Annotated in this window: 17 protein-coding genes and 1 other RNA gene; 9 read left to right on the forward strand and 9 right to left on the reverse strand. The window is 41.1% G+C overall.

What is annotated here, in order from left to right; all coding sequences use genetic code 11:
- Window positions 1-162 precede the first annotated feature (162 nt).
- Complete coding sequence (locus H6G86_RS26340; protein ID WP_190936794.1) at window positions 163-7,278, reverse strand: AAA family ATPase; 7,116 nt, start codon at window positions 7,276-7,278, stop codon at window positions 163-165.
- A 181-nt stretch (window positions 7,279-7,459) separates the two neighbouring features.
- Between H6G86_RS26340 and H6G86_RS26345 the strand changes: the two genes are divergently transcribed.
- From H6G86_RS26345 to pstS, 3 genes are all read left to right on the forward strand, one after another.
- Window positions 7,460-8,200: a cytochrome c biogenesis protein CcdA gene (locus tag H6G86_RS26345; RefSeq protein ID WP_190936795.1), complete on the forward strand. Its 741-nt coding sequence runs from the start codon at window positions 7,460-7,462 to the stop codon at window positions 8,198-8,200.
- Window positions 8,201-8,229: 29 nt separating this feature from the next.
- Window positions 8,230-9,627 (forward strand): cytochrome c biogenesis protein, encoded by a 1,398-nt coding sequence (locus H6G86_RS26350; protein WP_114085356.1) that lies wholly within the window; start codon window positions 8,230-8,232, stop codon window positions 9,625-9,627.
- 118 nt (window positions 9,628-9,745) lie between these two features.
- Entirely contained in the window at window positions 9,746-10,840 is a 1,095-nt protein-coding gene (gene pstS / locus H6G86_RS26355; RefSeq protein ID WP_190936796.1) for a phosphate ABC transporter substrate-binding protein PstS, read from the forward strand.
- 195 nt (window positions 10,841-11,035) lie between these two features.
- On the opposite strand, the gene queF is transcribed toward pstS, so the two are convergent.
- The 5 genes from queF to H6G86_RS26380 form a co-directional block, all read right to left on the reverse strand.
- A complete protein-coding gene (gene queF, locus H6G86_RS26360; protein WP_114085358.1) occupies window positions 11,036-11,434 on the reverse strand; it encodes a preQ(1) synthase in 399 nt (132 codons plus the stop codon).
- Window positions 11,435-11,523: 89 nt separating this feature from the next.
- On the reverse strand, window positions 11,524-11,922 hold the full coding sequence (locus H6G86_RS26365; protein WP_190936797.1) for a hypothetical protein: 399 nt from the start codon (window positions 11,920-11,922) through the stop codon (window positions 11,524-11,526).
- Window positions 11,923-12,082: 160 nt separating this feature from the next.
- The gene (locus tag H6G86_RS26370; RefSeq protein ID WP_114085360.1) at window positions 12,083-12,466 is read right to left on the reverse strand and encodes a phasin family protein; all 384 of its coding nucleotides are present in this window, start codon (window positions 12,464-12,466) and stop codon (window positions 12,083-12,085) included.
- Between the two features lie 25 nt (window positions 12,467-12,491).
- Window positions 12,492-12,588: signal recognition particle sRNA small type (ffs, locus tag H6G86_RS26375), an RNA gene on the reverse strand.
- A gap of 37 nt (window positions 12,589-12,625) precedes the next feature.
- Window positions 12,626-12,892 (reverse strand): YciI family protein, encoded by a 267-nt coding sequence (locus H6G86_RS26380; protein WP_012412163.1) that lies wholly within the window; start codon window positions 12,890-12,892, stop codon window positions 12,626-12,628.
- Window positions 12,893-13,252: 360 nt separating this feature from the next.
- On the opposite strand from H6G86_RS26380, the gene pip reads away from it, so the two are divergent.
- From pip to H6G86_RS26395, 3 genes are all read left to right on the forward strand, one after another.
- Window positions 13,253-14,191, forward strand: a complete 939-nt coding sequence (gene pip, locus H6G86_RS26385; RefSeq protein WP_190936798.1) for a prolyl aminopeptidase — start codon at window positions 13,253-13,255, stop codon at window positions 14,189-14,191.
- A 150-nt stretch (window positions 14,192-14,341) separates the two neighbouring features.
- Window positions 14,342-14,974: a DUF4232 domain-containing protein gene (locus H6G86_RS26390; RefSeq protein WP_190936799.1), complete on the forward strand. Its 633-nt coding sequence runs from the start codon at window positions 14,342-14,344 to the stop codon at window positions 14,972-14,974.
- Window positions 14,975-15,071: 97 nt separating this feature from the next.
- Window positions 15,072-15,863 carry a GH25 family lysozyme gene (locus H6G86_RS26395; RefSeq protein WP_190936800.1) on the forward strand — a complete coding sequence of 264 codons (792 nt, stop codon included), beginning with the start codon at window positions 15,072-15,074 and terminating at the stop codon, window positions 15,861-15,863.
- Between the two features lie 302 nt (window positions 15,864-16,165).
- Here H6G86_RS26395 and H6G86_RS26400 read toward each other — a convergent pair whose 3' ends face one another.
- Both H6G86_RS26400 and H6G86_RS26405 read right to left on the reverse strand, forming a co-directional pair.
- Window positions 16,166-16,615 (reverse strand): NUDIX hydrolase, encoded by a 450-nt coding sequence (locus H6G86_RS26400; RefSeq protein ID WP_190936801.1) that lies wholly within the window; start codon window positions 16,613-16,615, stop codon window positions 16,166-16,168.
- Between the two features lie 621 nt (window positions 16,616-17,236).
- Entirely contained in the window at window positions 17,237-18,208 is a 972-nt protein-coding gene (locus H6G86_RS26405; protein ID WP_190936802.1) for an RsmB/NOP family class I SAM-dependent RNA methyltransferase, read from the reverse strand.
- A 228-nt stretch (window positions 18,209-18,436) separates the two neighbouring features.
- Here H6G86_RS26405 and H6G86_RS26410 point away from each other — a divergent pair, with 228 nt between their 5' ends.
- Both H6G86_RS26410 and H6G86_RS26415 read left to right on the forward strand, forming a co-directional pair.
- Window positions 18,437-19,858, forward strand: coding sequence for a DUF2157 domain-containing protein (locus H6G86_RS26410; RefSeq protein WP_190936803.1), 1,422 nt, complete (start codon window positions 18,437-18,439; stop codon window positions 19,856-19,858).
- 169 nt (window positions 19,859-20,027) lie between these two features.
- Window positions 20,028-20,738 (forward strand): GDYXXLXY domain-containing protein, encoded by a 711-nt coding sequence (locus H6G86_RS26415; protein ID WP_190936804.1) that lies wholly within the window; start codon window positions 20,028-20,030, stop codon window positions 20,736-20,738.
- 186 nt (window positions 20,739-20,924) lie between these two features.
- Here H6G86_RS26415 and H6G86_RS26420 read toward each other — a convergent pair whose 3' ends face one another.
- Window positions 20,925-21,341, reverse strand: coding sequence for a universal stress protein (locus H6G86_RS26420; RefSeq protein WP_041566493.1), 417 nt, complete (start codon window positions 21,339-21,341; stop codon window positions 20,925-20,927).
- Between the two features lie 89 nt (window positions 21,342-21,430).
- Here H6G86_RS26420 and H6G86_RS26425 point away from each other — a divergent pair, with 89 nt between their 5' ends.
- Window positions 21,431-22,633 (forward strand): phosphoglycerate kinase, encoded by a 1,203-nt coding sequence (locus H6G86_RS26425; RefSeq protein ID WP_190936805.1) that lies wholly within the window; start codon window positions 21,431-21,433, stop codon window positions 22,631-22,633.
- Window positions 22,634-22,646: the final 13 nt, after the last annotated feature.

Consider the following 22,646-nt stretch of genomic DNA (forward strand, 5'->3'; position numbering starts at 1 on the left):
AAATTTTGACCAAAACCCTTTTCCACTGACGGATACAGATGATGGATAGAGGGTCAGACCCCTCATTTAAACCATAAAACAATATTGTCTGCATCCCATAGTGAGCAGATCCAGACCTCTCTTTGAGATGCTACGCGAACAAAGTAGGGCTAGAGCAGCTGGCTACAAACTTTTAATTAATGACCTGATCGCCTTTACCAATTCTTCTGGATCTACAGGTTTGGAAATATGTTGTTGAAATCCAACAGCGATCGCTTGCTGATAATCCATTTCTCCAGCATAGGCAGTTAAAGCGATCGCAGGAATTGTCCCGCCTTGCTCTGGTTCCAAGCTCCTGATCTGTCGCATCAGCATATAACCATCCATTTCTGGCATCCCAATATCGCTAATAATCAAATTTGGCTGGGATTGACTCAGTGCAGTTAAAGCTGCAATGGCTGAAGCTACAGCTGTCACCGTTGCACCATATTGCTCCAGCATGAAAGGTAAAAATTCTCGCATATCTGCATCATCATCGACCACAAGGATCTTTAAGCCAGATAAAGGTAAAGATTGATCTGGCAGCAGTGAGGAGGTATTTATTTTATTTTTGATTCCTTTCCTTTCATCCTGTAAACATGGAAGTCGGACGGTGAAGGTTGCTCCTTTTTCTTCACCCAGGCTTTCTACTTGCACAGTTCCCCCGTGAAGTTCTACAAGATGCCGGACGATCGCTAATCCTAAACCTAAACCGCCAAATTTCCGGGTTGTGGCCCCATCTGCTTGACGGAAATAATCAAAGACATAAGGTAAGAACTCAGGTGCAATCCCTTTCCCTGTGTCAGTTACGCAGATTTGTACCTGTGAGCCAACCTGCTCTAATTTAATTTTTACCTCTCCTCCACTAGGAGTAAACTTAATGGCATTGGAAAGAATATTCCAAATGACTTGTTGCAATCGATTGCCATCACCTAAAACTGGCCCAACACCAGATTCAATAATTGTCTGAATCTGAATGGATTTAGCCTGTGCTGATAAACGCACTGTTTCGATCGCAGCTTCAATGACTGATAACAAATTAATGGGGCCGAAGTTGAGGTTAAGTTTACCCTGAAGGATGCGGGAAACATCAAGCAAATCTTCAATCAATTGGGTTTGTAACTTGGCGTTGCGCTCAATGGTTTCGAGGGCGCGATCGCTTGTTGCTTGATCAAGTTTGCGACTCCGCATCAGCTTTGTCCAACCCAGAATGGGGTTAAGCGGGGTTCTCAGCTCATGGGATAGCACAGCTAAAAATTCATCTTTGATGCGGTTTGCTGATTCCGCAGCGTTTCGCGCCGCTCGTTCGGCTTCGTAAAGGTGGGCGCGAGCGATCGCTTGGGCGCATTGTTGAGCAACAGCCAAGATAAACGCTTGATCTTCTTCACTAAGTTCTTGAAGTTGGAGAAATCCTAAAGTTATACCTCCAACTGCTGAACCTTCTACCATCAATGGAATAGAAATCCAGGCATCAATGTCATATTGGGCGTAAGCTTCAGCTAGATGAGGGTAACGAGCTATTCTATTTTGTTTCGATTCAGCCCAAATAGGTTGTCCAGTCTGCACAGCTTCGGCTAAAGGCGAAGGTGAATCAATAGGAAAATACCGCCAAGCGTCTACCAAATCTTGCTTATAGCCAACCGCCCGCACAATTTCTAGTTCAGTCTTGTTTTCATTCAGCAAGGCGACGAGGGCTGAACTGGCTTTTAAGGCAGCCATGCTTTGCTCTACAATGACTTCAGAGACTTGGGTTGGTGTCAGCGATTCTGAAAGTGCAGCCGTAATCGATTGGAGACGGGCAATGCGCTCTAAGGCTTGTTCTGCGGTTTTTTGTGCTTGCTGTGCTTCTTGGTAAAGACAGGCATTATCAATGGCGATCGCCGCTCGATGGGCAATATCTTCAGCTAGTGACAAGTCAGATGTGCTGTAACGACGTTCTGATTCTGCTGTAAAAAAGGAAATTGCACCAAAAATTCTTTCACGTGCCATCAAGGGCAACATTATACAGGACTTTAAACCGATTTCACGTATAATCCTTAGATGTTCTGCATCTTGGATGCCTTTTACTAATAGTGCATCTGAGATTTCAGTTACCATTTCAGGAATTCCTGTACGCAGTACTTTCGGTACGCCTCCTGGTTCATCCAACTTTCTCGGATAATGCTGATGAAGTTGCCAACCGAGTTTAACTTTCTCTGGATCTCGGTGAGCAACTGCTACCCGATTAATTGATTGGTTGTCTAGTAGCAGATCAACGCTGCACCAATCGGCGAAGTAAGGCACAACTAAGTTTGCCACACTTGCTAGCGTGTTTTCGTAATCGAGGGAAGAAGCGAGGGTTGCACTGACTTGAGCTAAAAATGCTGTTCGTTGCTGATCGGCTTCTGCTTCCTGTCGCGCGGTTTGCTCTTGAATCAGTTGGATACGTTCGGCTTCAGCTTGTTTGCGATCGGTGATATCAAGCACAACACCACTCATGTGTGTGGCTTTACCTGCTTCGTTGAAAAAAGCTTTTCCACGGCAGGCTAGGTAGCGGATACTGCCGTCATCCCAAATAATTCGATATTCTAAATCATGCTCTACGCCCTTATTAATTGCTCGACTCAACGATTGAGCCAGCAATGGGCTATCATCTGGATGCAGACGAGCTAAAATGGCTTCAGAGGTTGCAACAAAAGTTTCAGGTGTTAACCCAAATAGTTGATAAATCTGCTCATCCCAGTCAAACAAATCATTGGCGATATCCCAACACCAAACACCAATTTTACCGGATTTCAATGCCAGGTTAAGCTGTTCTTGGCTATTCTCTAAACCTTGATAAAGACGAGCATTTTCTAGAGAAATAGCAATTTGAACTGTCAAAATATCTAGTACGGAAAGTTTTTCCTGTGTAAAGGCGCTGGGGATGAGATTGTTTTCTAAATATAAAATACCAAGTAATTTCGACTGACGTGCAATCGGTAAACAAAGCACTGATTTGGGTTGTTTTTGGATTACATACTCATCTCCAGAAAACATATTTTGCTCAGTAGCATTCTGCAAAATCACTGTTTCTTGAGTTCGCTGAACATAATTCAGCATTGATTGCGGAATAACTTGTGAAATTTCGCCATCAAATACAGGTCGAGAAACATTGAGTTTTTCAGCATGGGAATTAACTTTAGCTTCTACTTCTATTACCAGATTTTGCTCGTGTTCAAGCAACAAATAACCAATTTCTGCCCCTGCTTGCTCGATAACAATTTGCATTAATGTCTTCAACAACCGCGAAAAAACAATTTCACTAGATATGCTTTGAGAGGCTTTAACTACTGATAAAAAGTCTAAATGCTCGCCTGTGGTAATAAATGTTCCATTAGAAATAAGCTGTTGTTGTGGCAATAACTGAGGATAGGATTCTTCTAAGTGCTTAACTTTAGCAGATGCCTCCCAGCGCAGATATGTATTTTTCGCTTCTTGCAAGTAGGTTTTGGCAATTAAATCAAACTCTTGCTCCAAGTAAAACTTAGCGCCTAGCTCATTAGCCAAAGCTTCATATTGCACAAATCCCTGCTCACGGGCTGAAGCAATTGATTGCTCATAAAAGCGCATTGCTTCCAAGTCTCTACCTTGAATTCGAGCTATTTCGGCAGCTACTAATTGAGACTTGTGTAAGAAGTTTTCAGGGCAGTGGTAAGCCCAGTATTGTAATTGTTGGTGATGGGATTCTAGAGTTAGCAAAAACTGTTCTTTCTCTGGAAAAGATACTGTTGGATAAAGAGCTGTTAAAGTCAGTGAGTAATATAAAATATAATCTGTTTCAATGGGTAATGCCAGTGCTGTAACGGGAAATTTGGATAATTTTAATGCACATTTTAGTGCTTTTGCATATTGCCCATAAGTAAAAAATATAATTAATTTGATAATGTGATAAAAAATAATTCCACTGACAAAACCTGCATCGGTAAGAATAGATAAAGCGTATAATTCATCAAATTCATCATTGCTTAGAGTCAAGCTTTGGTGAGTGAGTCCGCGCAGATTCATCAGCAACATCTGCTGTAGTCTGATTGTCTGATAGACAGCCTCATGTTTAGACTGGCGGGCGAATACAATATATTTATCTAAAGATTTATATGTATCTGAAAGCGGAGAGCCTAATTGAATAATTTGCCACGAGCCTTGATAACCATTGTAGTTTGCCATCGTCACATCGCCTGCTTCCACACAGCCAACAAATCCCCGTTCTAAAAAGGGAATATCGGTAGCAATGTGATTACGCCAAACGTTGATATGACTTCCATGAATGTGTAGAACAACTCCTCTAAGTTTCAAATCGTTAAACTTTTCATTTAATTGAATTGTCATCTCAGAAAATGCGTAGCCTGTAGGAATATCATGGAAGATAGAAACCAACAACATCGCATACATACTGTAAGCAAAACAGGAATCTGCCGTATTCCCAAACTTGAGTGAGTAGTTAACTGCTTTAAGTACGACTAAAGGAAAGAGATGAGGTCTACCAAGATAAGTAGGCGGACCCAAAGTTGTTAACAAACTAATTACTGTTTTAATATTGAGGTCTTCGATTGCTAAAGCATTAATTAAATCAGATACTTGTCTGTTATCTAAATTAGTTGATATCTGGTTTCTTTCAATTGCGATCGCAGCTTGCACTTCCTCATCTGTATCAGGGAATGTCACCTCAAAAAGTTTTAAAGCTTTTAATCCTAATGTCAGCGCCTCTTCATATCTACCCGCGACTTGATAGAGTCTGATTTGCAGCATGTAAATATTAGATTTGTCTACATGAGATTCTGCTTTGAGCAATAGTAACTCAAATAATTGTTCCGCTTGTTCTAAATTCCCGGTTAAGAATTCACATTCAGCTAGTTCTCTAAATAAAGTAAATGTTTGTTCATATTGCTCTATCCAGGCATTTTCAGCTAAAAGATTCATAGCAACTTTAAAAAGTCTTTTAGCAGGAGTGTAGGCTGTAGATGCTTTTGCTTTTTTAGCAGCGATTAAATTCAATCTTACCAATTCATCTTTTTCTGTCTGTTCAATAATCAGATTAACCGCGAGATTTAGTTGATTTACTAAATCAAAAATTTGCTCGTTTACTTGTTCATAACTAGAATTTTTCAGTAAAAGTCGCCCAATGGTCAGATGAACTATCGACTTTGATTCATCAGCAATTAAGGCATAAGCAGCTTGTTGAACTCGGTCATGATAAAAACGATAGTTTCTACCAGTTGTTTCATCTGACTCTATGGGGATAATTAATCCTCTTAAAATTGCTTCAACAAGAGCATTTGCTGTTTCTTGAATAGATTGTTCACCAACGATCGCTAAAACTTCTAGATCAAAGCGATTACCAATACAGGAGGCTAATTTAAGCACTTCTTGAGTTGCGGCTGGTAGCTTTTGCATCCGCCCAATCATCAAGTTGACAATATTATCTGTAATACCTTGGGCTTCAATCTGAGCTAAATCCCATTGCCATCCCTTACCAAGGGGGGATGAAAGAGGTGTGGGGGATTGAGGGGGTTCAAAAATCAGCAGATTTTCTTGATACAGTGTTTTCAGAAATTCATTGACAAAGAAAGGATTACCATCAGTTTTTTGGATAATCAATTGAGCAAGAGGTTTTACTCGTTCTGCTGAACTATGCAATGTATCAGCAATCAATTGATTTACATAAACAAGATTTAAGGGAGTAAGAATAATTTCAGTTTTTCTAACTCCCTGCTGGCAAATCTTCTCCATCATTAAACTAAAGGGATGCACAACATCTACTTCATTATCTCGATAGGCTAAAATAAAGCAGAGATAATGGATACTAGACCCAGTAATGACGGTTTGAATTAAATTTAAAGTAGCACTGTCTGCCCACTGCATATCATCTAAAAAAACCGTGAGTGGATGCTCCTTTTGCGAAAATACGCTGATAAAATTCTCAAACACTAAATTAAATCTATTTTGAGATTCAGCAGGTCCCAACTCTGGTATAGGTGGCTGTTCGCCAATGATTAATTCAACTTCTGGAATTACATCGGCGATTAATCTACCATTGTTCCCTAATGCTGCTTGTATTCGCTTTTTCCAATTGGCGAGTTGCTCTTCTGGCTCAGTTAAAATTTGTCTAACAAGTGTTTGAAAAGCTTGAACAATTGTGGAGTAAGGAATATCTCGTTTGTACTGATCAAATTTACCAGAGATAAAAACTCCACGTTCTCGCACAATCGGCTTGTGAATCTCCTTAACTAAAGAAGATTTCCCAATTCCAGCATAGCCAGAGACGAGGACAATTTCTGGTTTCCCTTGACTAACAACTCGCTCAAATGCTTGGAGAAGCTTGGCAAGTTCTTGTTCTCGCCCATATAATTTTTGGGGAATTTGAAAGCGCTCTGAGATATCTTGCTCACCTAAAACAAAGGATTGAATTTCTCCAGTTGTCTCCAATTGCTTTAAGCATTTTTCCAGATCAAATTGCAAACCTAAAGCGCTTTGATATCTCTGTTCTGCAACCTTAGACAACAATTTGATAATGATGTCACAGAGCATTTGGGGAATATCATGGTTGAGCTTTTTCGGATATGGCGGAGATTGGGCAATATGACAATGCACCCACTCTAATGGGTCTTTGCCTTGAAATGGTAGCTGACCTGTCAGCATCTCATAAAAGGTGATTCCCAGTGAATACAAATCGCTACGATGGTCGATTCCTCGATTCATCCGTCCGGTTTGTTCAGGTGCAAGATAAGGTAAACTGCCTTCAATTCGACTGGAACTGCTAACTATTTGCTGCTGATATGGAATAAAAGCAGCAATTCCAAAATCGGCAATTTTAACCTGACTGGTTTCGAGATTAACTAAGATATTTTGTGGCTTAATATCCTTGTGGACAATGTTATGAGTGTGAATTTGTGCCAGGTTGCTGGTAATTTCAATAGCAATTTTTAAGAATGAAATAGGTTCTTGAAATTGGTCTAGCAACTGATCGAGCGATCGCGCCTCAAAATCCTCCATAATCAAATAAGGGATTCCCTGGTGCATCTCTAAGGCGTAAACCTTGACTGCGGCGGCAATATTTAACCTTTGAGCGATCGCATACTCATATTTGAGTTGTTCAATATTATTGGGTGTACACTGTTCTGGACGTAGCCCTTTGATAATTACCGGACACTGGTCTTTAACCTTGATTCCACGATATATGACTGCTTTTACCCCTGCTTTTAACAAAGTGACAATTTTAAATCCGGGTAATGCAATCATCATGCTAAATGCTCCAGCAGTGCTTCTTCCGAGATAATTCGAGCTTAATTGTATTTTAGATACATTTCTTTGGGCAGATGAAATTTAGATGATATCAGCTTGAGATAATCACTTCTGCTAACTCTACAGACAAAAATAAGCTACAATTCAAGCAGAGTAAGCATTTCCCGCTCAGAAACTCCCCATGCTTGATAACCTGCAAACCCAAATTTACCAACTAGAACAATTTGCCAACAGCCTCGTTTCTAACCAACTGGCACACCTTAGCGTGGTCAGTGTTGGTATCATCTTTGGCGCTGGCTTGCTCACCAGTCTTACACCCTGTATGCTTTCTATGCTGCCAATTACCATTGGTTACATCGGCGGTTATGAAGCCAAAAACCGCTTGCAAGCAGCTGCTCAATCAACTTGGTTTGCTTTTGGATTAGCAACTACATTAGCCGGGATGGGAATAATAGCAGCTTTGGTAGGAAAAGTCTATGGACAAGTGGGAATTGGTTTGCCGATTATCGTCAGCATTATCGCCATTCTCATGGGGCTGAACTTACTAAAAGCACTACCTCTGCAATTTCCATCTTTGGGCGAAACGAATTGGATTTCCCAAGATTTACCTATAGGATTGCGTTCTTATTTACTGGGGCTGACTTTTGGCTTAGTTGCATCTCCTTGTAGCACGCCTGTTTTAGCCAGTTTACTGGGTTGGATTGCCAATACTCAAGACTTAATTTTAGGCGCTGTTTTGCTACTTTCTTACACAGTCGGTTATGTAGCACCATTGATTTTGGCGGGTACTTTTACAGCTTCAATTAAAAAATTACTAGAATTGCGTCGCTGGTCTGGTTGGATTAACCCAGTTAGCGGAGCGCTGTTGGTAGGATTCGGTGTGTTTTCCTTAATTTCTCGGATTCCCCTTGGCAGTTTTTAATATCAATACTTTGTTAGATTTTACACGTAATGACTTTAGAAGATTCAGCGTCCAAAGAATTAAAATGGTGGGCAATACCTGGTAAGTTCTTACGGCAAGAGCTTTTGCCCGTACTGACTAACTTACGACTAGCGATCGCACTATTGCTGTTGATTGCAATCTTTAGTTCCACCGGTACTGTAATTGAACAAGGTCAATCACCCGCATTTTACCAGGCTAACTACCCAGAACATCCAGCTTTATTTGGTTTCTTAACTTGGAAGGTAATTCAGGTAGTTGGCTTAGACCATGTATATCGTACTTGGTGGTTTTTAGCATTACTCATCTTATTTGGTACTAGCTTAACTGCTTGTTCTTTTACCCGACAGTTACCAGCTTTAAAAGCCGCCCAGCGCTGGAAATATTACGAAGAACCACGGCAATTTCAAAAATTAGCTTTAAGTGCAGAACTAGATAATGGTTCTCTAAATTCTCTCAGCCAACTATTACAGAAACGCCGCTATAAAATTTTTCCAGATCAAGAAAAAGAAAATATCCTCTATGCCCGCAAAGGAATAGTCGGACGCATCGGCCCAATTATCGTTCATATTGGTATCGTAGCTATTCTAATAGGGGGAATTTGGGGGGCGATGACTGGGTTTATGGCACAGGAAATGATTGCCAGTGGTGATACATTTCAAGTGACAAATATTGTCGATGCTGGCCCTTTAGCTGCCCAAGTTTCGAAAGATTGGTCTGTGCGCGTCAATCGTTTTTGGATTGACTACACTCCATCTGGCGGCATCGATCAATTTTATTCTGATATGTCTGTCTTAAATAAGCAGGGAGAGGAAGTTGACCACAAAAAGATTTTTGTTAACGAGCCTCTGCGCTATCGGGGCATAACCTTCTACCAAACTGATTGGGGAATTGCAGGTGTTCGCGTCCAATTTAACAACAGCCCGATTTTTCAATTACCAATGGCGCTATTGAACACTAAAGGACAAGGGCGCATTTGGGGTACGTGGGTTCCTACTAAACCGGATTTGAGTGAGGGTGTTTCTTTACTAGCCAAAGACTTGCAAGGGATGGTATTAATTTATGATCCCAAAGGTAAATTAGTTGATACTGTCCGCGCTGGGATGTCAACCGAAGTCAATGGCGTGAAGTTGAAAATTCTGGATATTATTGGCAGCACTGGCTTGCAAATTAAAGCCGATCCAGGCATACCAATTGTTTACTCAGGATTTGGTTTACTAATGTTGGGTGTGGTGATGAGTTACTTTTCTCATTCACAAATATGGGCATTGCAAAAAGGCGATCTCTTATATGTTGGTGGCAAAACTAACCGCGCCCAAGTTGCTTTTGAACAAGAGGTTTTAGAAATTTTAGATCGGCTTAGTTCAGAGCCAAAAATTGAGGAAAAAGAGACGGCTATTGAAGTTTAAATGCAAAGGTACGCATACCATAACTGAAAACTTTGCGTACCTTTGTATTTCAAATTTATTTTCCTCGTTTTACAATTAATTACACCTACACAGCTACAGATTGGAAAATTATTAAGCATTGGAACTAAAGTTTTGTATATCTGCTCAACTTCAATTTAAACGACGGGTTTGCCTACTACCTGTAATCGCTATATTGTTGAGTATCGCTTCTTGTACTACCGATAATAAAAAAATCAAGCACGTTTCTCTCGTTGGTGCTGGGGCAAGTTTTCCTGCGCCTTTGTATGAACGCTGGCTTTCAGATTACAACCAGCAAAATCCCAATGTGGAAATTAACTATCAAGCTATAGGAAGCAGCGCTGGAGTGCAACAGCTGATTGAAGGTACTGTAGACTTTGCAGCTAGTGATGTGGGAATTACAAATGAACAAGCAGCTAAGATCAAAAGGGGAGTGATTGCTTTGCCCATGACTGCTGGTTCCATAGTGCTAGCTTACAACCTCACGCCCGCCCCCCAGTCACCTCCAGTCAATCTGCCAAATGGTTTAAAGCTATCACGCCAAGTTTATGTAGATATCTTTCTCGGAAAAATTACGAATTGGAATCATCCGAGAATAGCTGTAGCTAATCCAGGGGTAAATTTGCCCAATCTACCGATTCAGGTTGTACACCGCACTGATGGTAGTGGAACTACAAGTGTGTTGACGCAACATCTAAGTGCTATAAGTCCAGAATGGAACAGCAAAGTTGCAGCAGGTAAAGCTGTCGCATGGCCAGTGGGAATTGGTGGAAAGGGTAACGAAGGTGTTACCGCGTTAGTGCAACAGATCCCAGGAGCTATTGGCTATGTAGAATACGTCTACGCCAAACAAAATAAACTTCCTGTGGCTGCTTTGGAAAATAAATTTGGTAATTATATTACGCCGACACCAGAATCTGTAGCTCAAACTTTGGAGTCAGTGAAGTTACCCGCCGATAACTTGATTGCTTTTATCAACGATCCTACAGGTTCCCAGTCTTATCCCATCGTTACTTATAGCTGGGTTTTAACTTATCAGCAATATCCCAACCGAGTCAAAGGCGAAGCGCTAAAAAAATTTATTGATTGGGCTTTGATTGAGGGGCAAAAATCCAGTTTGGAACTCGGATATATTCCTTTATCTAAAAAAGTTGTGCTTCAAGTACAATCTGCTGCAAACAGAATTGCAAAATAACTAGTTTTTAATTTAGATCGTGTCCGCTTAATCAACCTGAGTAAAAATGTTCGTCTTCACTAAAAACCAAAGTTTGGCATTGCTAATTGGAGTATGAAAAATAATTTTGCGTAATTTCAGAATCCTTGTAGAGATGTTGCATTACAACGTCTCTACATCCAGATTCATATCCCTATTCAGCAACACCCAAAGTTTTTATGATGGGTACTTATGATGACGCACTTCAACCACAGTATGTACATTGCCACGAGGCGTAAAATCTGCTTTCACAGTGGCTTCTAAAGGGTCACAAGCAGCCACAAAATCATCTAAAATTTGGTTGGCAGATTCTTCGTGGGAAATATAGCGATCGCGGTAACTGTTAATGTAAAGTTTAAGCGCCTTCAATTCTACTACCCGTTCATCAGGTATATATGTAACGTAAATTGTCGCAAAGTCAGGATAGCCAGAAAATGGACATTTACAAGTAAATTCCGGCAAAGTAATATTAATGTCATATCGTCTCCCCACACGCGGATTTGGAAAGGTAATTAATTTACCTTCCGCAATATCGCGTTCACCATACTTCATTTCAGGGAATTTGTCAGTTGTCATTTGTCATTTGTCATTGGTTATTTTACTTATCTTTACGTTTTTTTATTAATTTTGTACAGACAAAGATTTTTCGCGTCTCTACTCCCCCCTCAATACTCTTCCTTCTCCCAGTCTGGACAATTCTCATCTTCACAACCGTGGGGGTGCATGGCACAAACTAACAAATTACCACTATAAACTTGACCGTGGTAATGAGTACAACCGATGCAGGCAGGATTTTTTTCAGATGTAGGTTCAACTGAATAAGGAAAACCTGGATCTACATCTGCTACCATGTCTTCCAGTTCCCAGTAAGCCTCAAACATTGGTTCAGCTAAATCCTGTAAATACTGATCGACTTCAGTAACAATATTAGGGACTTGCTCAGTAATTTCTTCCGTTAGCTCAAAAAAAGCGTCAACCATTTCACTCATTCCCAGGAAGAAACGCTCTACTTCATCAGCAACTGTTTCAACGATTTCTGCTAAATCCTTTTGCCACTGTTCCATAAACTTGACACCCTTGCAGGCTATAAACAGGACGCTTTGTGTTATCTGGGTGGAAGCACTAGAATACACACTAGGCAATGTATCTTATCAAGTTTCTATATGAAGTGCCATGTCAAGGTGCCACTTATTGCCATTTATATCGAGTAAAAAATACTTTTTATTAATCGCGTTGCAATCTTTTTAACTCGTTTTGCAGGTCTAGCACTTCTTGACGCAATTTATCCACATTCTCATCACTTGATCCCTCTTTCACCGTTGGTTCTTCATCTTCCTCTAAAATTTCAATCCGGCGAGGTTCCGAAGGAGGTGTTTTCTCGGAGGTTTCAGCAGATGGTTGGGCTTGTTGGGCTTGCTTCATCATTTCTTCAACAAAGCGGCGGGCTTCTTCTGTGTTCATTTCGCCCTTTGCCACCATTTCATCTGCCAGTTTTTGGACTTGCGATCGCACTTGGGCTAATTTCCCCCCTGCTTTCTCACCTGCGTAAGAAGCTAATCCAACACCGAGGTAAAAAGCTTTTTGAACAATATCTCCAAAACCAGCCATTGTTGCTGACCGCTCCTAAAAATAGGGCGACCCGGAGACTACGCCTATTACAAGCCTCCCGTGTTGCTGCTACCTTCCGGTTCTGACAAGATTTGGGTGTTGCAATCGCATAGATCCAGGTCTTCTAAAAGCATAACATGAAAAACCAGTAAGTGTGTGTTATTCCATAACTATTCGCCATTCGTAAAGTTGATAGTTGACGCAGCCGTGTTTTACCAACGGGTCATCAGCGACAATTGCTTCTGCTTCCTCCTTAGAGGCTGCCTCAAATAGCAACATTCCGCCTCTTTGTTCTGCCCAATAGCCTGTTCGTGCTTTGTGTCCTTTAGCAATCAAGTCCTGGATGTAGGCTTTGTGGGCAGGTACATATTGGTCAAAGGTAGGTTTATCGACTTTCCCTTCTTCAATTTTGACAAACCACGGCATTTACTTGCGACCTCTCATAATAATTTTGGATTTTGGATTGGGAATAATCAAAGCTTCTGAGCGAATCAAGATATTTTTAGGAGTAGCTCTTTCAAGGTGACTCGTAAAATATCTTAATTTTTCTAAGCGCTGCGCCAGTTGCTACCCTGCGGGAACGCTATGAGTTGGGGAACCGCAAGGGCGCACTGCAATACTTGTCGGTTAAGGGGAAAAGGGGAAGAAAAACCTTTAACCTTTACCCTTTAACCTTTTCCCCAAACCCAATGCCGAGTTAAAAATGGTTAACCGAACAGTATTGGGGCACACTGGCTTCTCTCTGACTCTGTGGTTTATGACAACATTACTGATAAAATTTCTAAAATGCGAGAACTTTACCCAGCGATCGAGCCTTACCGACAAGGTAGTTTACAGGTTTCCGACCTACATACCATTCATTTTGAAGAGTCAGGAAACCCCCAAGGTCAACCCATCGTTTTGCTGCATGGTGGGCCTGGTGGTGGATGTCCACCTTTTTATCGGCAATATTTCCACCCAGAAAAATGGCGGATAGTGATGTTTGACCAACGTGGTTGTGGTCAAAGTACGCCCCATGCTGAGTTACGAGAAAATACCACTTGGGATTTAGTCAGTGATATCGAAAAACTACGCCAATATTTAGGTATAGAAAAGTGGGCGGTTTTCGGTGGTAGTTGGGGTAGCACTTTATCATTAGCCTACAGCCAAACCCATCCTTCTCGCTGCACGGCATTAATTCTCCGTGGTATTTTTATGCTGAGGCAAAAAGAGTTGCGATGGTTTTACCAAGAGGGTGCTAGCTATATTTTTCCTGATGCTTGGGAAGCTTATGTCGAACCAATTGCGATCGCAGAACGTGATGATCTGATCGCAGCATATTACAAACGCTTAACAAGTCCCGATTTAGAAATTCAATTAGCAGCGGCGCGTGCTTGGTCAATTTGGGAAGCTAGTACCAGTAGACTTTTTTTAGACCCAGAACTTATGCAAAAGTTTGGCGAGAGCGAATTTGCTTCAGCTTTCGCACGTATTGAATGCCATTACTTTATGAATAAGGGCTTTCTTGAAACAGAAGATCAATTACTCTTAAATGTAGACCGTATCCGCCATATTCCGGCTGTAATTGTTCAGGGGCGCTATGATGTAGTCTGCCCAATGATATCAGCTTGGGAATTACATCGAGCTTGGCCAGAAGCAGAATTTATAGTGGTTTCTGATGCCGGACATTCGATGAGTGAACCAGGAATTCGTAGTGCTTTGATTGAAGCAACAGATAATATTTAATTCGGTTGAATACTGAGATTGTAGAACGGAGAAGTTCGCCAAGAAAGGGGATGTAAGACCAAACCCATAACAAAGCAATCCCTTGTGAAATAGGAAACTTACACTGTATGTAAAGCATCAGTGTAAGTAGTTCACTACAAAAAAAGAGATATGCGAATTCTAATTATGGAAAGCAGTATTTTGTTGCTCCTGACTGCGGTGACAACAGGCTGTGTCAGTTCTCCCTCTGTTACAAAACAGCCACAAGCTTTACCAGCAATCACTGAACAGCCGACAAAGGCAACTGTGTTGACCTCAACACCTACACCGACTGCAAAAGCTACAGACAGTTCTACCCCTGAACCCACTATTTCTAAGAATCCGACGCGCTGTGAAACTAGTCAATTGTCAGTGCGCCGAGTCTCCGAAGATGCTGGCGTTGGGAATGTTGCCCTCACCTATGCCTTCACCAATAACGCTTCATCACCTTGCACCCTCTATGGTTATCCGGGATTGGCACTACTGGATGCAAAAGATCAACCTTTGCAGGGAATTAAAGTTATTCGCTCCAAAGACACTTACTTTTCGAGTCAGCAACCTCGACAACAAGTAACTTTAGCTCCTGGAAAACAAGCCTCGTTTCAAATAGCATACAATCACATTAGTTCGCCGCAAGAAAACTGCCCAATTTCTAATAAGATTGAAATCACACCTCCGAATGCTTACCAGCATCTTACCGTCACAGAAGAAATTAAGCCTTGTACAGGCAAAGTCAGAGTGACCCCAGTCCGAGCAGTCTTGTAAATTTATGTAATTTACTAAAAAATCTCAAAATAGCATAAATTTAATTAGAGCCTCTGATAAGTCCAGTATTGTACTATTCAAAAAGGTTAAGGATTTTATGCTAGGAATTGATGTTGCCGATCAAGATGGCAGAGTAGATTGGACGGCTGTAAAAAACTCTGGTAAAACCTTTGCGTTTGTCAAAGCCACAGAAGGAGTTAGTATTAAAGACTCTGCTTTTGCTCATCATTGGCAGACTATGAAAACGGTTGGTATTATTCGGGGTGCTTATCATTTCTTTCATCCCCATACATCTGACCCGGTTCAGCAAGCACAGGAATTCTTAAAAACGTTGGGGAAATTAGAACCAGGAGACTTACCACCAGTTCTGGATGTAGAGGTAACTGACAAAGTAAATAGCCAAGCTGTAATTAGTGCAGCTAAACTGTGGTTAGCAGAAGTGGAAAAAGCCCTTTTACAACAAACGAAAAAAGCAATTAAACCAATTATTTATACCTTCCCCAGTTTCTGGCAAGAACTTGGCAATCCATCTGATTTTGCGAGTTATCCGTTATGGATTGCCCACTACGGAACCGAGAACCCAAGTATTCCTGGCGCTTGGCAGGGGCAATACCTAATCCATCAATATGAAGGTGATATCTCTGGTGTCGCTGGTGTTAGTGGTCGAGCCGATTTGAATAGATTTAATGGTTTACAGTTAGGAGATTCTGGGCTAAGGGTCAAACAATTACAACAGCAATTAAAAGATATTGGATTATATACTGATGCCATTGATGGGAAGTTTTCTGAGTCAGTTAAGAATGCAATTGTTAGTTTCCAAACATCTAAGAAAATGCAAGCTGATGGAATTGTCGGTATAAAAACTTGGGTCGCTTTACTGTGGATTTAGAATGGATAAGCTTACTCAATACATAGACCCATACTCACCATGAAATTGATGTAAACATAGGTGATACCTTACATGTAATATTTACTTATTTTGATTAGCAAGTGCAGTTGTTTTAAATATTTAGCTACTTATTGAAAATCGCTTATGTTGCTTCGATGGCTTCTCAATAAGTAGCTAGGTGTAAATAAATTAAAGTTTGTAGTAATGACTTTAGTTCTAGTAAAACTTGCTATTAACGATGAATTTCTGACTACGAACTAGGCTTTTTAGCTTATTTAATTATACTTATTTAATATGTATTTCTATATATGACTAGTATCTTGAAATGCACAAAAATGAGATTTAACCTGGAAAAAACCTTTAAGAATTCGTTTGAGCGAACTAAACTTAACCCACCTGATAGCTGTAGTCACTTCTACCCACTGCCGTTTTCTTTTACTTGCTTCTGGATAATCTTCACTCAGCATCTCAACTGGTAACAAATACATCTTGACACGATAACTTTTGCCTCCTTTACGGTACTTGTAAGTGCCCAGTTCATTGGTGTCTACCTGCCCAATCACCCCTGCTTCTTCCCAAGCTTCTTTGGCTGCTGAAGCGGGCGGACTCATGCCATTAGGAATATCTCCTTTTGGAATCACCCAGTGTTGAAAGTTACGGGTCGTGATTAGCAAGATTTCAACTTTGCCATCGTTCACTCTATAAGGAATCACCCCAGACTGTTTTAACACTTTGCTGACTTTTCGACTCATGTAATTTACATCCTGTACGGTTTAGCTTTTTTATATAATGTTTATTTCCAAAAGTCTAACGCTGATACCGGATAAGTTTTGGTTAAATTTAGGTTAGGATGAGGTTAAAAAAAATTATTATACATAAGAGTTAATTATTGAAAGTTTTTTATTAATCTCGTCATCTCGTTTTTAGGTAGAACTTAGAAATTCCGAAAGAGTAATTGGGCAGAAATAAATCAAACTATGTTACAAAATATAAAATTAATTAAATTGGCTTGTAGTGAGCGGTTCTAGCCGTAACTACAAACCTTCAATTATTCATGCCCACTTATTTAACTCTGACGCTTAGACAACAGACGCAACCTAAACTGGCGTTCCCTGGAAAGGAGTTAAGGTAAGAGACGGCGATGAATCGCTGTCTCTACAATAATCAGTCTTTTCTCTTGACGGCGATTTATCCCGTCTTTGCGATCTAAAATTTTCATCAAAAAACCTTAACCGAACTGTATTGATATATGTGGTTTAATATAAAGTCAACTCACGTAAAAAGTGTACTCCCGATGGCTGATTGACAAATGCAGCCCTCTTATAGACATCACATCTTCTGGTTTAATGCCAGAAGATATACCACCAATGTAATTAACTTGACTTTTTCAGATTTTGGTAGATATACAGCGAAGATATTGCATTTAAATCTACTTCTTTCTGCTCATCTTGATTTTCATTAGTATTTTTAAATAGAACTGTAAACGCACCAGCACCTAATCTATTTTGAGGAAACATCCGATAACAAGGTATTGTAGTTAAATGCGACTGATATTTAGTTAAATTACTAATTTCCATCGCCTGAAACTGGGGAAAGCGTTCCAAAAACCATTCGCAAACTTGCTCATTTTCTTCGGGTGAATATGTGCAAGTCATATAAGCTAAATAGCCTTGTGGGGAAACAAGTTTAGCAGAGTTAGCTATAATTCGCTTTTGGCGATTTGCACTCTTGTTAATAGCAATTGGGTGAAAACATCCGGGTACTTTTTCACCTTTAGCCAGTAAAGATTGCCCAGTGCAAGGAGCATCTACTATTACTAGGTTGCTAGAGTAGGGAAATATTTCGGCAAATATACTCGAATCTCTATTAACTACTGCACTAGGGCTAATCTGGCAACGTTTCAAATTAGAAATTAGCATTCCTAGACGTTTACCAATTACTTCATTACTGATGAGTAATTCAGGTTGCAAAGCTTTCCAAGCGAAGATACTTTTACCTCCTGGTGCGGCACACATATCAAAAACTAAATGCACTGACTGAGGAATTGCTAACAAAGTAGTAGCTGCAAATACTGAAGAGAAATCTAAACAATAAAAATATCCTTGTTGATGTAAGGGATGCTGACCGGGTTTTTCTCCCAAGCATAAACGGTCAGTAAATTGTGGTTGCCAATAGGTTGGTGTTTCCACTGCTAAAGGTGAAAAATCTGGCTTTTCTTTACACCAAACAATACTGGGGGAAAAAGGCTGAGGATTCATTAAAGCCTCAATAAATTTTTCTTGTTCATCTAGATTAGTGAACAAACGCCGTGAGACTTTAAGTAATAAATTAGAAGGTTTTTCCATTTGGATATATAAATAATAAAATTTTTCACAAATTAGAGTAGAGATGCAATTGTGTGGAAATCAATATGAAAGATGACGCTTCTTAATTACGAATTAGGTTGTATCAAAATCCAAATCAAACTGTTACACAAGAACAATGTAATCAAGCCTTTTGGCTTCATACTCAAAATATAATGACCGCCATTCAGAACGCAATGGCCAAGCTACCCCACTGCACCGGAGAAGGTCATGTTCTTAGATAGTTTTCCGCAAAAGTTACGCAAAGAAGCACAACTATGGAGGGATGAAGGATTAATTAGTTCTTCGCTGTATGAGCAAATAGCAGAACGTTATCAATTTAAAAACCTGGAAGCTGCTGTACGCGATCGCAATAAAGCGATCGCGATCGCTGTAGGCAGCATCCTTTTATGCTTAGGCATAATTACCTTTGTATCAGGAAACTGGCAGGGAGGTTCGCGGGAAGTCAAATTTATTCTCATGATGAGTTTGTTTTTTGCGATCGCTATTACCGGTTTTTACAATTGGATAACACCTGAAGGAAAGAAGCCACAAAAAAGTAAACGCTTACTGGGAGAAGGGTTGCTCATTTTAAGCGCCTTCATTTTCGGCGCGAATATACTGCTGATGGCTCAGATGTTCAATATCGCCGGTTCAACTTCCCAACTTTTTCTCGCTTGGGGGTTGGGTGTTGTGGTGATGGCCTTCAGTTTGTCCATAAATTCTTTAGGAATTCTGTCAATTGTCCTCGTGGAAATCGGGTATTGGACGGGATTAGAAGACTTATGGTACGCAACAGGAGAGTTAACTTGGTCGCGGTTAGTGGTGCAGCATTTGCCTTTGTTGGCATGGCTGGTATTTGTCCCCTTAGCCTACTTCTGCCGATCGCGTTGGATTTTTGGTCTAGCAGCCTTTGTTTTCGCTAGTTCCTTACAAGCTAACCTTAATCCTCTGCCACTGCTGAATTATGCTGATATAGCGCCTTGGGTGGCATCTTTTGCTTTTGCACTCCCACCTGCATTATTCTGGAGTTATGATGATCTGCTGTTTCCAACCATAAATTACAGATTGTTTCAATCTCTGGCCCGTAATTTGGCGTTGGTTAGCTTTGGTGGTGTGTTTTATGTTCTGTCTTTTCGTTGGGTTTGGGAATCTCCAAATTATGGTTATAATCAGCCAACGAACTTGACAAACTTATTCCAGTCTCTGCCGATCATCGATTTGGGGATTCTCAGTGGCTTGGCGGTATTGCAATGGTTATTTCTACTGCGTCAAAGAAATAATCCTCCGCGCCGCGAAGTGATTTTCACAACTGCTGTTATTGGTACTTTTCTTGCCTTTATTGCCATAGTACCTTTTTGGCATCAAACTATCAGTCGGATTGATGAACTTGGTGTTTTTATTTTCAATGTGCTTCTAGCAACATTAGCATGGGGACTAATTCAAGAAGGATTGAAATTAAGCAACAGAAGTTCCTTTTGGGGCGGTATGCTGTTAGTGACACTGCAAATTATCAGTCGCGTGCAAGAGTACGACACCGACTTACTTTTCAAGTCTCTAGTCTTTATCTTGTGCGGTTCCGCTTTAATTAGCGCTGGACTCTGGTTTGAACGCCGTTTACCCGGTGGCTCTAGTTCTGCAAGTAAAAAGTAGTACAAATTCAGCATGGGCTAAACGCCCCCCAACGCTAACAGAATTCAGGAATTTCCCCATCATCAACATCTCTATCTCTGTGCGTCAAAATTTTTAAAGTTTCTCTGCGTTAGTCCTAATCTCGTTACTTTTGACCTCCTCAATTCCTCTGCTTTTTAGGACTACGCTCATGACTAATAGTTCTTCTGAATCTAAAAATAAAACCTTGTCTCCCGAAGCCGAGTTCTCCAGTAAGGTGACTTTTCGGGATTACTTGATTGCTACTGAACAAAAATCGAATAAGCCCTTACCTTTTTGGCGGTTACTAGCTCCCCTGGCGCTACAAACAGGGTTAATTATGTCAGTACCAGCCCAAGCCGTTTATACAGATGTGACAGGTAAAACGGTGATTTTGCAAACCGTACCTGTAGACCCGAACAATGTACTAGACGGTAATACCTTAGCGCTAGATTACAACATATCCCGTCCCACAAATTTGAGTAGATTACCTGGTTGGCAAACAATTGTCAGCAAAGGTCGGGGAAGCGGCAGAAGATTGCCTGAAGGAACCAATATCTACGTGACTTTGCAAGAGCAACTATCCTATGGTAATGGTGTTCCTAGAGCTTGGAGACCGTTACGAGTCAGTAGGGAGCGCCCAACATCTCTAAGAGCCAATCAGGTAGCCTTAAAAGGTGTTTATCAGGATGGTTCCGTTAACTACGGTTTGGAAACTTATTACATTCCAGAAAACCAACGCCAGCAGATTAGCAACGATTTGCGAACCCAACGCGCCCGCAGAGGACAAGTACCCCCCATTGTGGTGAAAGCGAAAGTAGATCCACAGGGTAAAGCTGTTCCAGTTAGTATGTGGGTACGCGATCGCAACTATCGCTTTTAAGCTGTTAGGTAAAGTATGTAAACATGGAAGGTTTATTTCCAAAGTTCTGAGCGCCAGTTGGTGACGCTCAGAATTTTCTGTTTGTCATTAGACTTTTCCGAAAACCCTTGTACAGATGTAGCATTGCTACGCCTCTACAAGGGTTTTGGATAAGACATAATTAATTGCTGGAGACACTGACTACTACTAGGGCACAATCAGCACTGGGCAAGGGGAAAGGTTAATCACGCGAGTTGTCACACTATCATCCGCTCCCTCTTCAGTCAAGCCTAGCCCCCGGCAGCCCATAATAATTAAATCAGCCCCAATTTCATCAGCGACATCGCAGATAGTAAAAGCTGGTTTACCTTGCCTTTCCAGAATTTCGGATTGAATTCCTTGCCCTGAAAATAAAGATTGGGCATTTTCTAGCAGTTTTGCAACTACTTCTGGTGAGACCATCGGATCTGCACTAGGCGCATCTGGAGCATCTGGAGGCGGTTCTTCTACCACAGACAGCAGCACCAAGCGACTGCTGTACTTTTTGACTACGTTGGTAACAACATCAGCAGCTTCCCGCGTTTCCCGGCTTTGATCGATAGGAAATAGTACTGTCTTAAATATCTCTGTCACTTGGGTACCCCTGACTCCGGTAAAATCTTGATGGTTCTACTTTCAAAACAATAACAAAAAGGCAATCAGGAGAGTTTGGTGTGTCCAAAAAAAGTTTAGCAAGTTTATCTTCAGCTGATATATCTGGGAAACGTGCCTTAGTGCGGGTTGACTTTAATGTGCCTGTGGACGATCAAGGCAACATTACCGACGATACTCGCATTCGCGCCGCTCTACCAACCATCCAAGATTTAACGCAGAAGGGTGCTAAAGTCATTCTCGCAAGTCATTTTGGCCGTCCCAAGGGTGTGGATGACAAATTACGCCTAACTCCCGTTGCCAAGCGTCTCTCTGAGTTACTAGGGCAAGAAGTCATTAAAACTGATGATTCCATTGGTGATGAAGTTGCAGCGAAAGTTGCCGCTTTGCAAAATGGCCAAGTGCTATTACTAGAAAATGTCCGTTTTTATCCAGAAGAAGAGAAAAACGACCCAGAATTTGCCAAAAAATTGGCAGCTAATGCTGATTTTTATGTAAATGATGCTTTTGGTACTGCACACCGCGCCCATGCTTCTACTGAAGGTGTGACTAAATTCCTCAGCCCTTCTGTGGCTGGATATTTGGTTGAGAAGGAATTGCAATATCTGCAAAACGCTATTGAAAATCCCCAACGTCCTTTGGCGGCAATTATTGGCGGTTCCAAAGTTTCCAGCAAAATTGGCGTAATTGAAACCCTGCTGGAGAAGTGCGACAAGCTGATTATTGGCGGTGGGATGATTTTCACGTTCTACAAAGCCCGTGGTTTGAGTGTTGGTAAGTCGTTGGTAGAAGAAGACAAGCTAGAACTAGCGAAGTCTTTGGAAGCTAAGGCTAAAGAACGGGGTGTTGCTTTATTGCTACCCACAGATGTGGTATTGGCAGATAACTTTGCCCCTGATGCCAATTCTCAAACCGTTAGCATTGAGAATATTCCCGATGGTTGGATGGGGTTGGATATTGGGCCAGACTCGGTGAAATTTTTCCAAGAAGCCCTTGCAGATACCAAAACGGTAATTTGGAACGGGCCAATGGGTGTATTTGAGTTTGATAAGTTTGCGGCCGGTACGGAAGCGATCGCTCATACTCTCGCTGAAATTGGTAAAACTGGTACAACAACCATCATTGGTGGTGGTGACTCAGTAGCGGCTGTGGAAAAGGTTGGTTTAGCAGACCAAATGAGCCATATTTCCACCGGCGGCGGCGCTAGCTTGGAGTTACTTGAAGGCAAAGTATTGCCTGGAATTGCAGCTTTAGATGATGCGTAAGTAGGGAATGGGG

The organism is Nostoc sp. FACHB-133, from assembly GCF_014698055.1.
Taxonomy (GTDB): Bacteria; Cyanobacteriota; Cyanobacteriia; order Cyanobacteriales; family Nostocaceae; genus Nostoc.

What these genes read in the sequence shown, in the direction of transcription:
- H6G86_RS26340 (WP_190936794.1), bottom strand. Translation starts at nt 7,278, where the DNA reads ATGATGATTGCATTACCCGGATTTAAAATTGTCACTTTGTTAAAAGCA.
- H6G86_RS26345 (WP_190936795.1), top strand. Translation starts at nt 7,460, where the DNA reads ATGCTTGATAACCTGCAAACCCAAATTTACCAACTAGAACAATTTGCC.
- H6G86_RS26350 (WP_114085356.1), top strand. Translation starts at nt 8,230, where the DNA reads ATGACTTTAGAAGATTCAGCGTCCAAAGAATTAAAATGGTGGGCAATA.
- queF (WP_114085358.1), bottom strand. Translation starts at nt 11,434, where the DNA reads ATGACAACTGACAAATTCCCTGAAATGAAGTATGGTGAACGCGATATT.
- H6G86_RS26365 (WP_190936797.1), bottom strand. Translation starts at nt 11,922, where the DNA reads ATGGAACAGTGGCAAAAGGATTTAGCAGAAATCGTTGAAACAGTTGCT.
- H6G86_RS26370 (WP_114085360.1), bottom strand. Translation starts at nt 12,466, where the DNA reads ATGGCTGGTTTTGGAGATATTGTTCAAAAAGCTTTTTACCTCGGTGTT.
- H6G86_RS26380 (WP_012412163.1), bottom strand. Translation starts at nt 12,892, where the DNA reads ATGCCGTGGTTTGTCAAAATTGAAGAAGGGAAAGTCGATAAACCTACC.
- pip (WP_190936798.1), top strand. Translation starts at nt 13,253, where the DNA reads ATGCGAGAACTTTACCCAGCGATCGAGCCTTACCGACAAGGTAGTTTA.
- H6G86_RS26390 (WP_190936799.1), top strand. Translation starts at nt 14,342, where the DNA reads ATGCGAATTCTAATTATGGAAAGCAGTATTTTGTTGCTCCTGACTGCG.
- H6G86_RS26395 (WP_190936800.1), top strand. Translation starts at nt 15,072, where the DNA reads ATGCTAGGAATTGATGTTGCCGATCAAGATGGCAGAGTAGATTGGACG.
- H6G86_RS26400 (WP_190936801.1), bottom strand. Translation starts at nt 16,615, where the DNA reads ATGAGTCGAAAAGTCAGCAAAGTGTTAAAACAGTCTGGGGTGATTCCT.
- H6G86_RS26405 (WP_190936802.1), bottom strand. Translation starts at nt 18,208, where the DNA reads ATGGAAAAACCTTCTAATTTATTACTTAAAGTCTCACGGCGTTTGTTC.
- H6G86_RS26410 (WP_190936803.1), top strand. Translation starts at nt 18,437, where the DNA reads ATGTTCTTAGATAGTTTTCCGCAAAAGTTACGCAAAGAAGCACAACTA.
- H6G86_RS26415 (WP_190936804.1), top strand. Translation starts at nt 20,028, where the DNA reads ATGACTAATAGTTCTTCTGAATCTAAAAATAAAACCTTGTCTCCCGAA.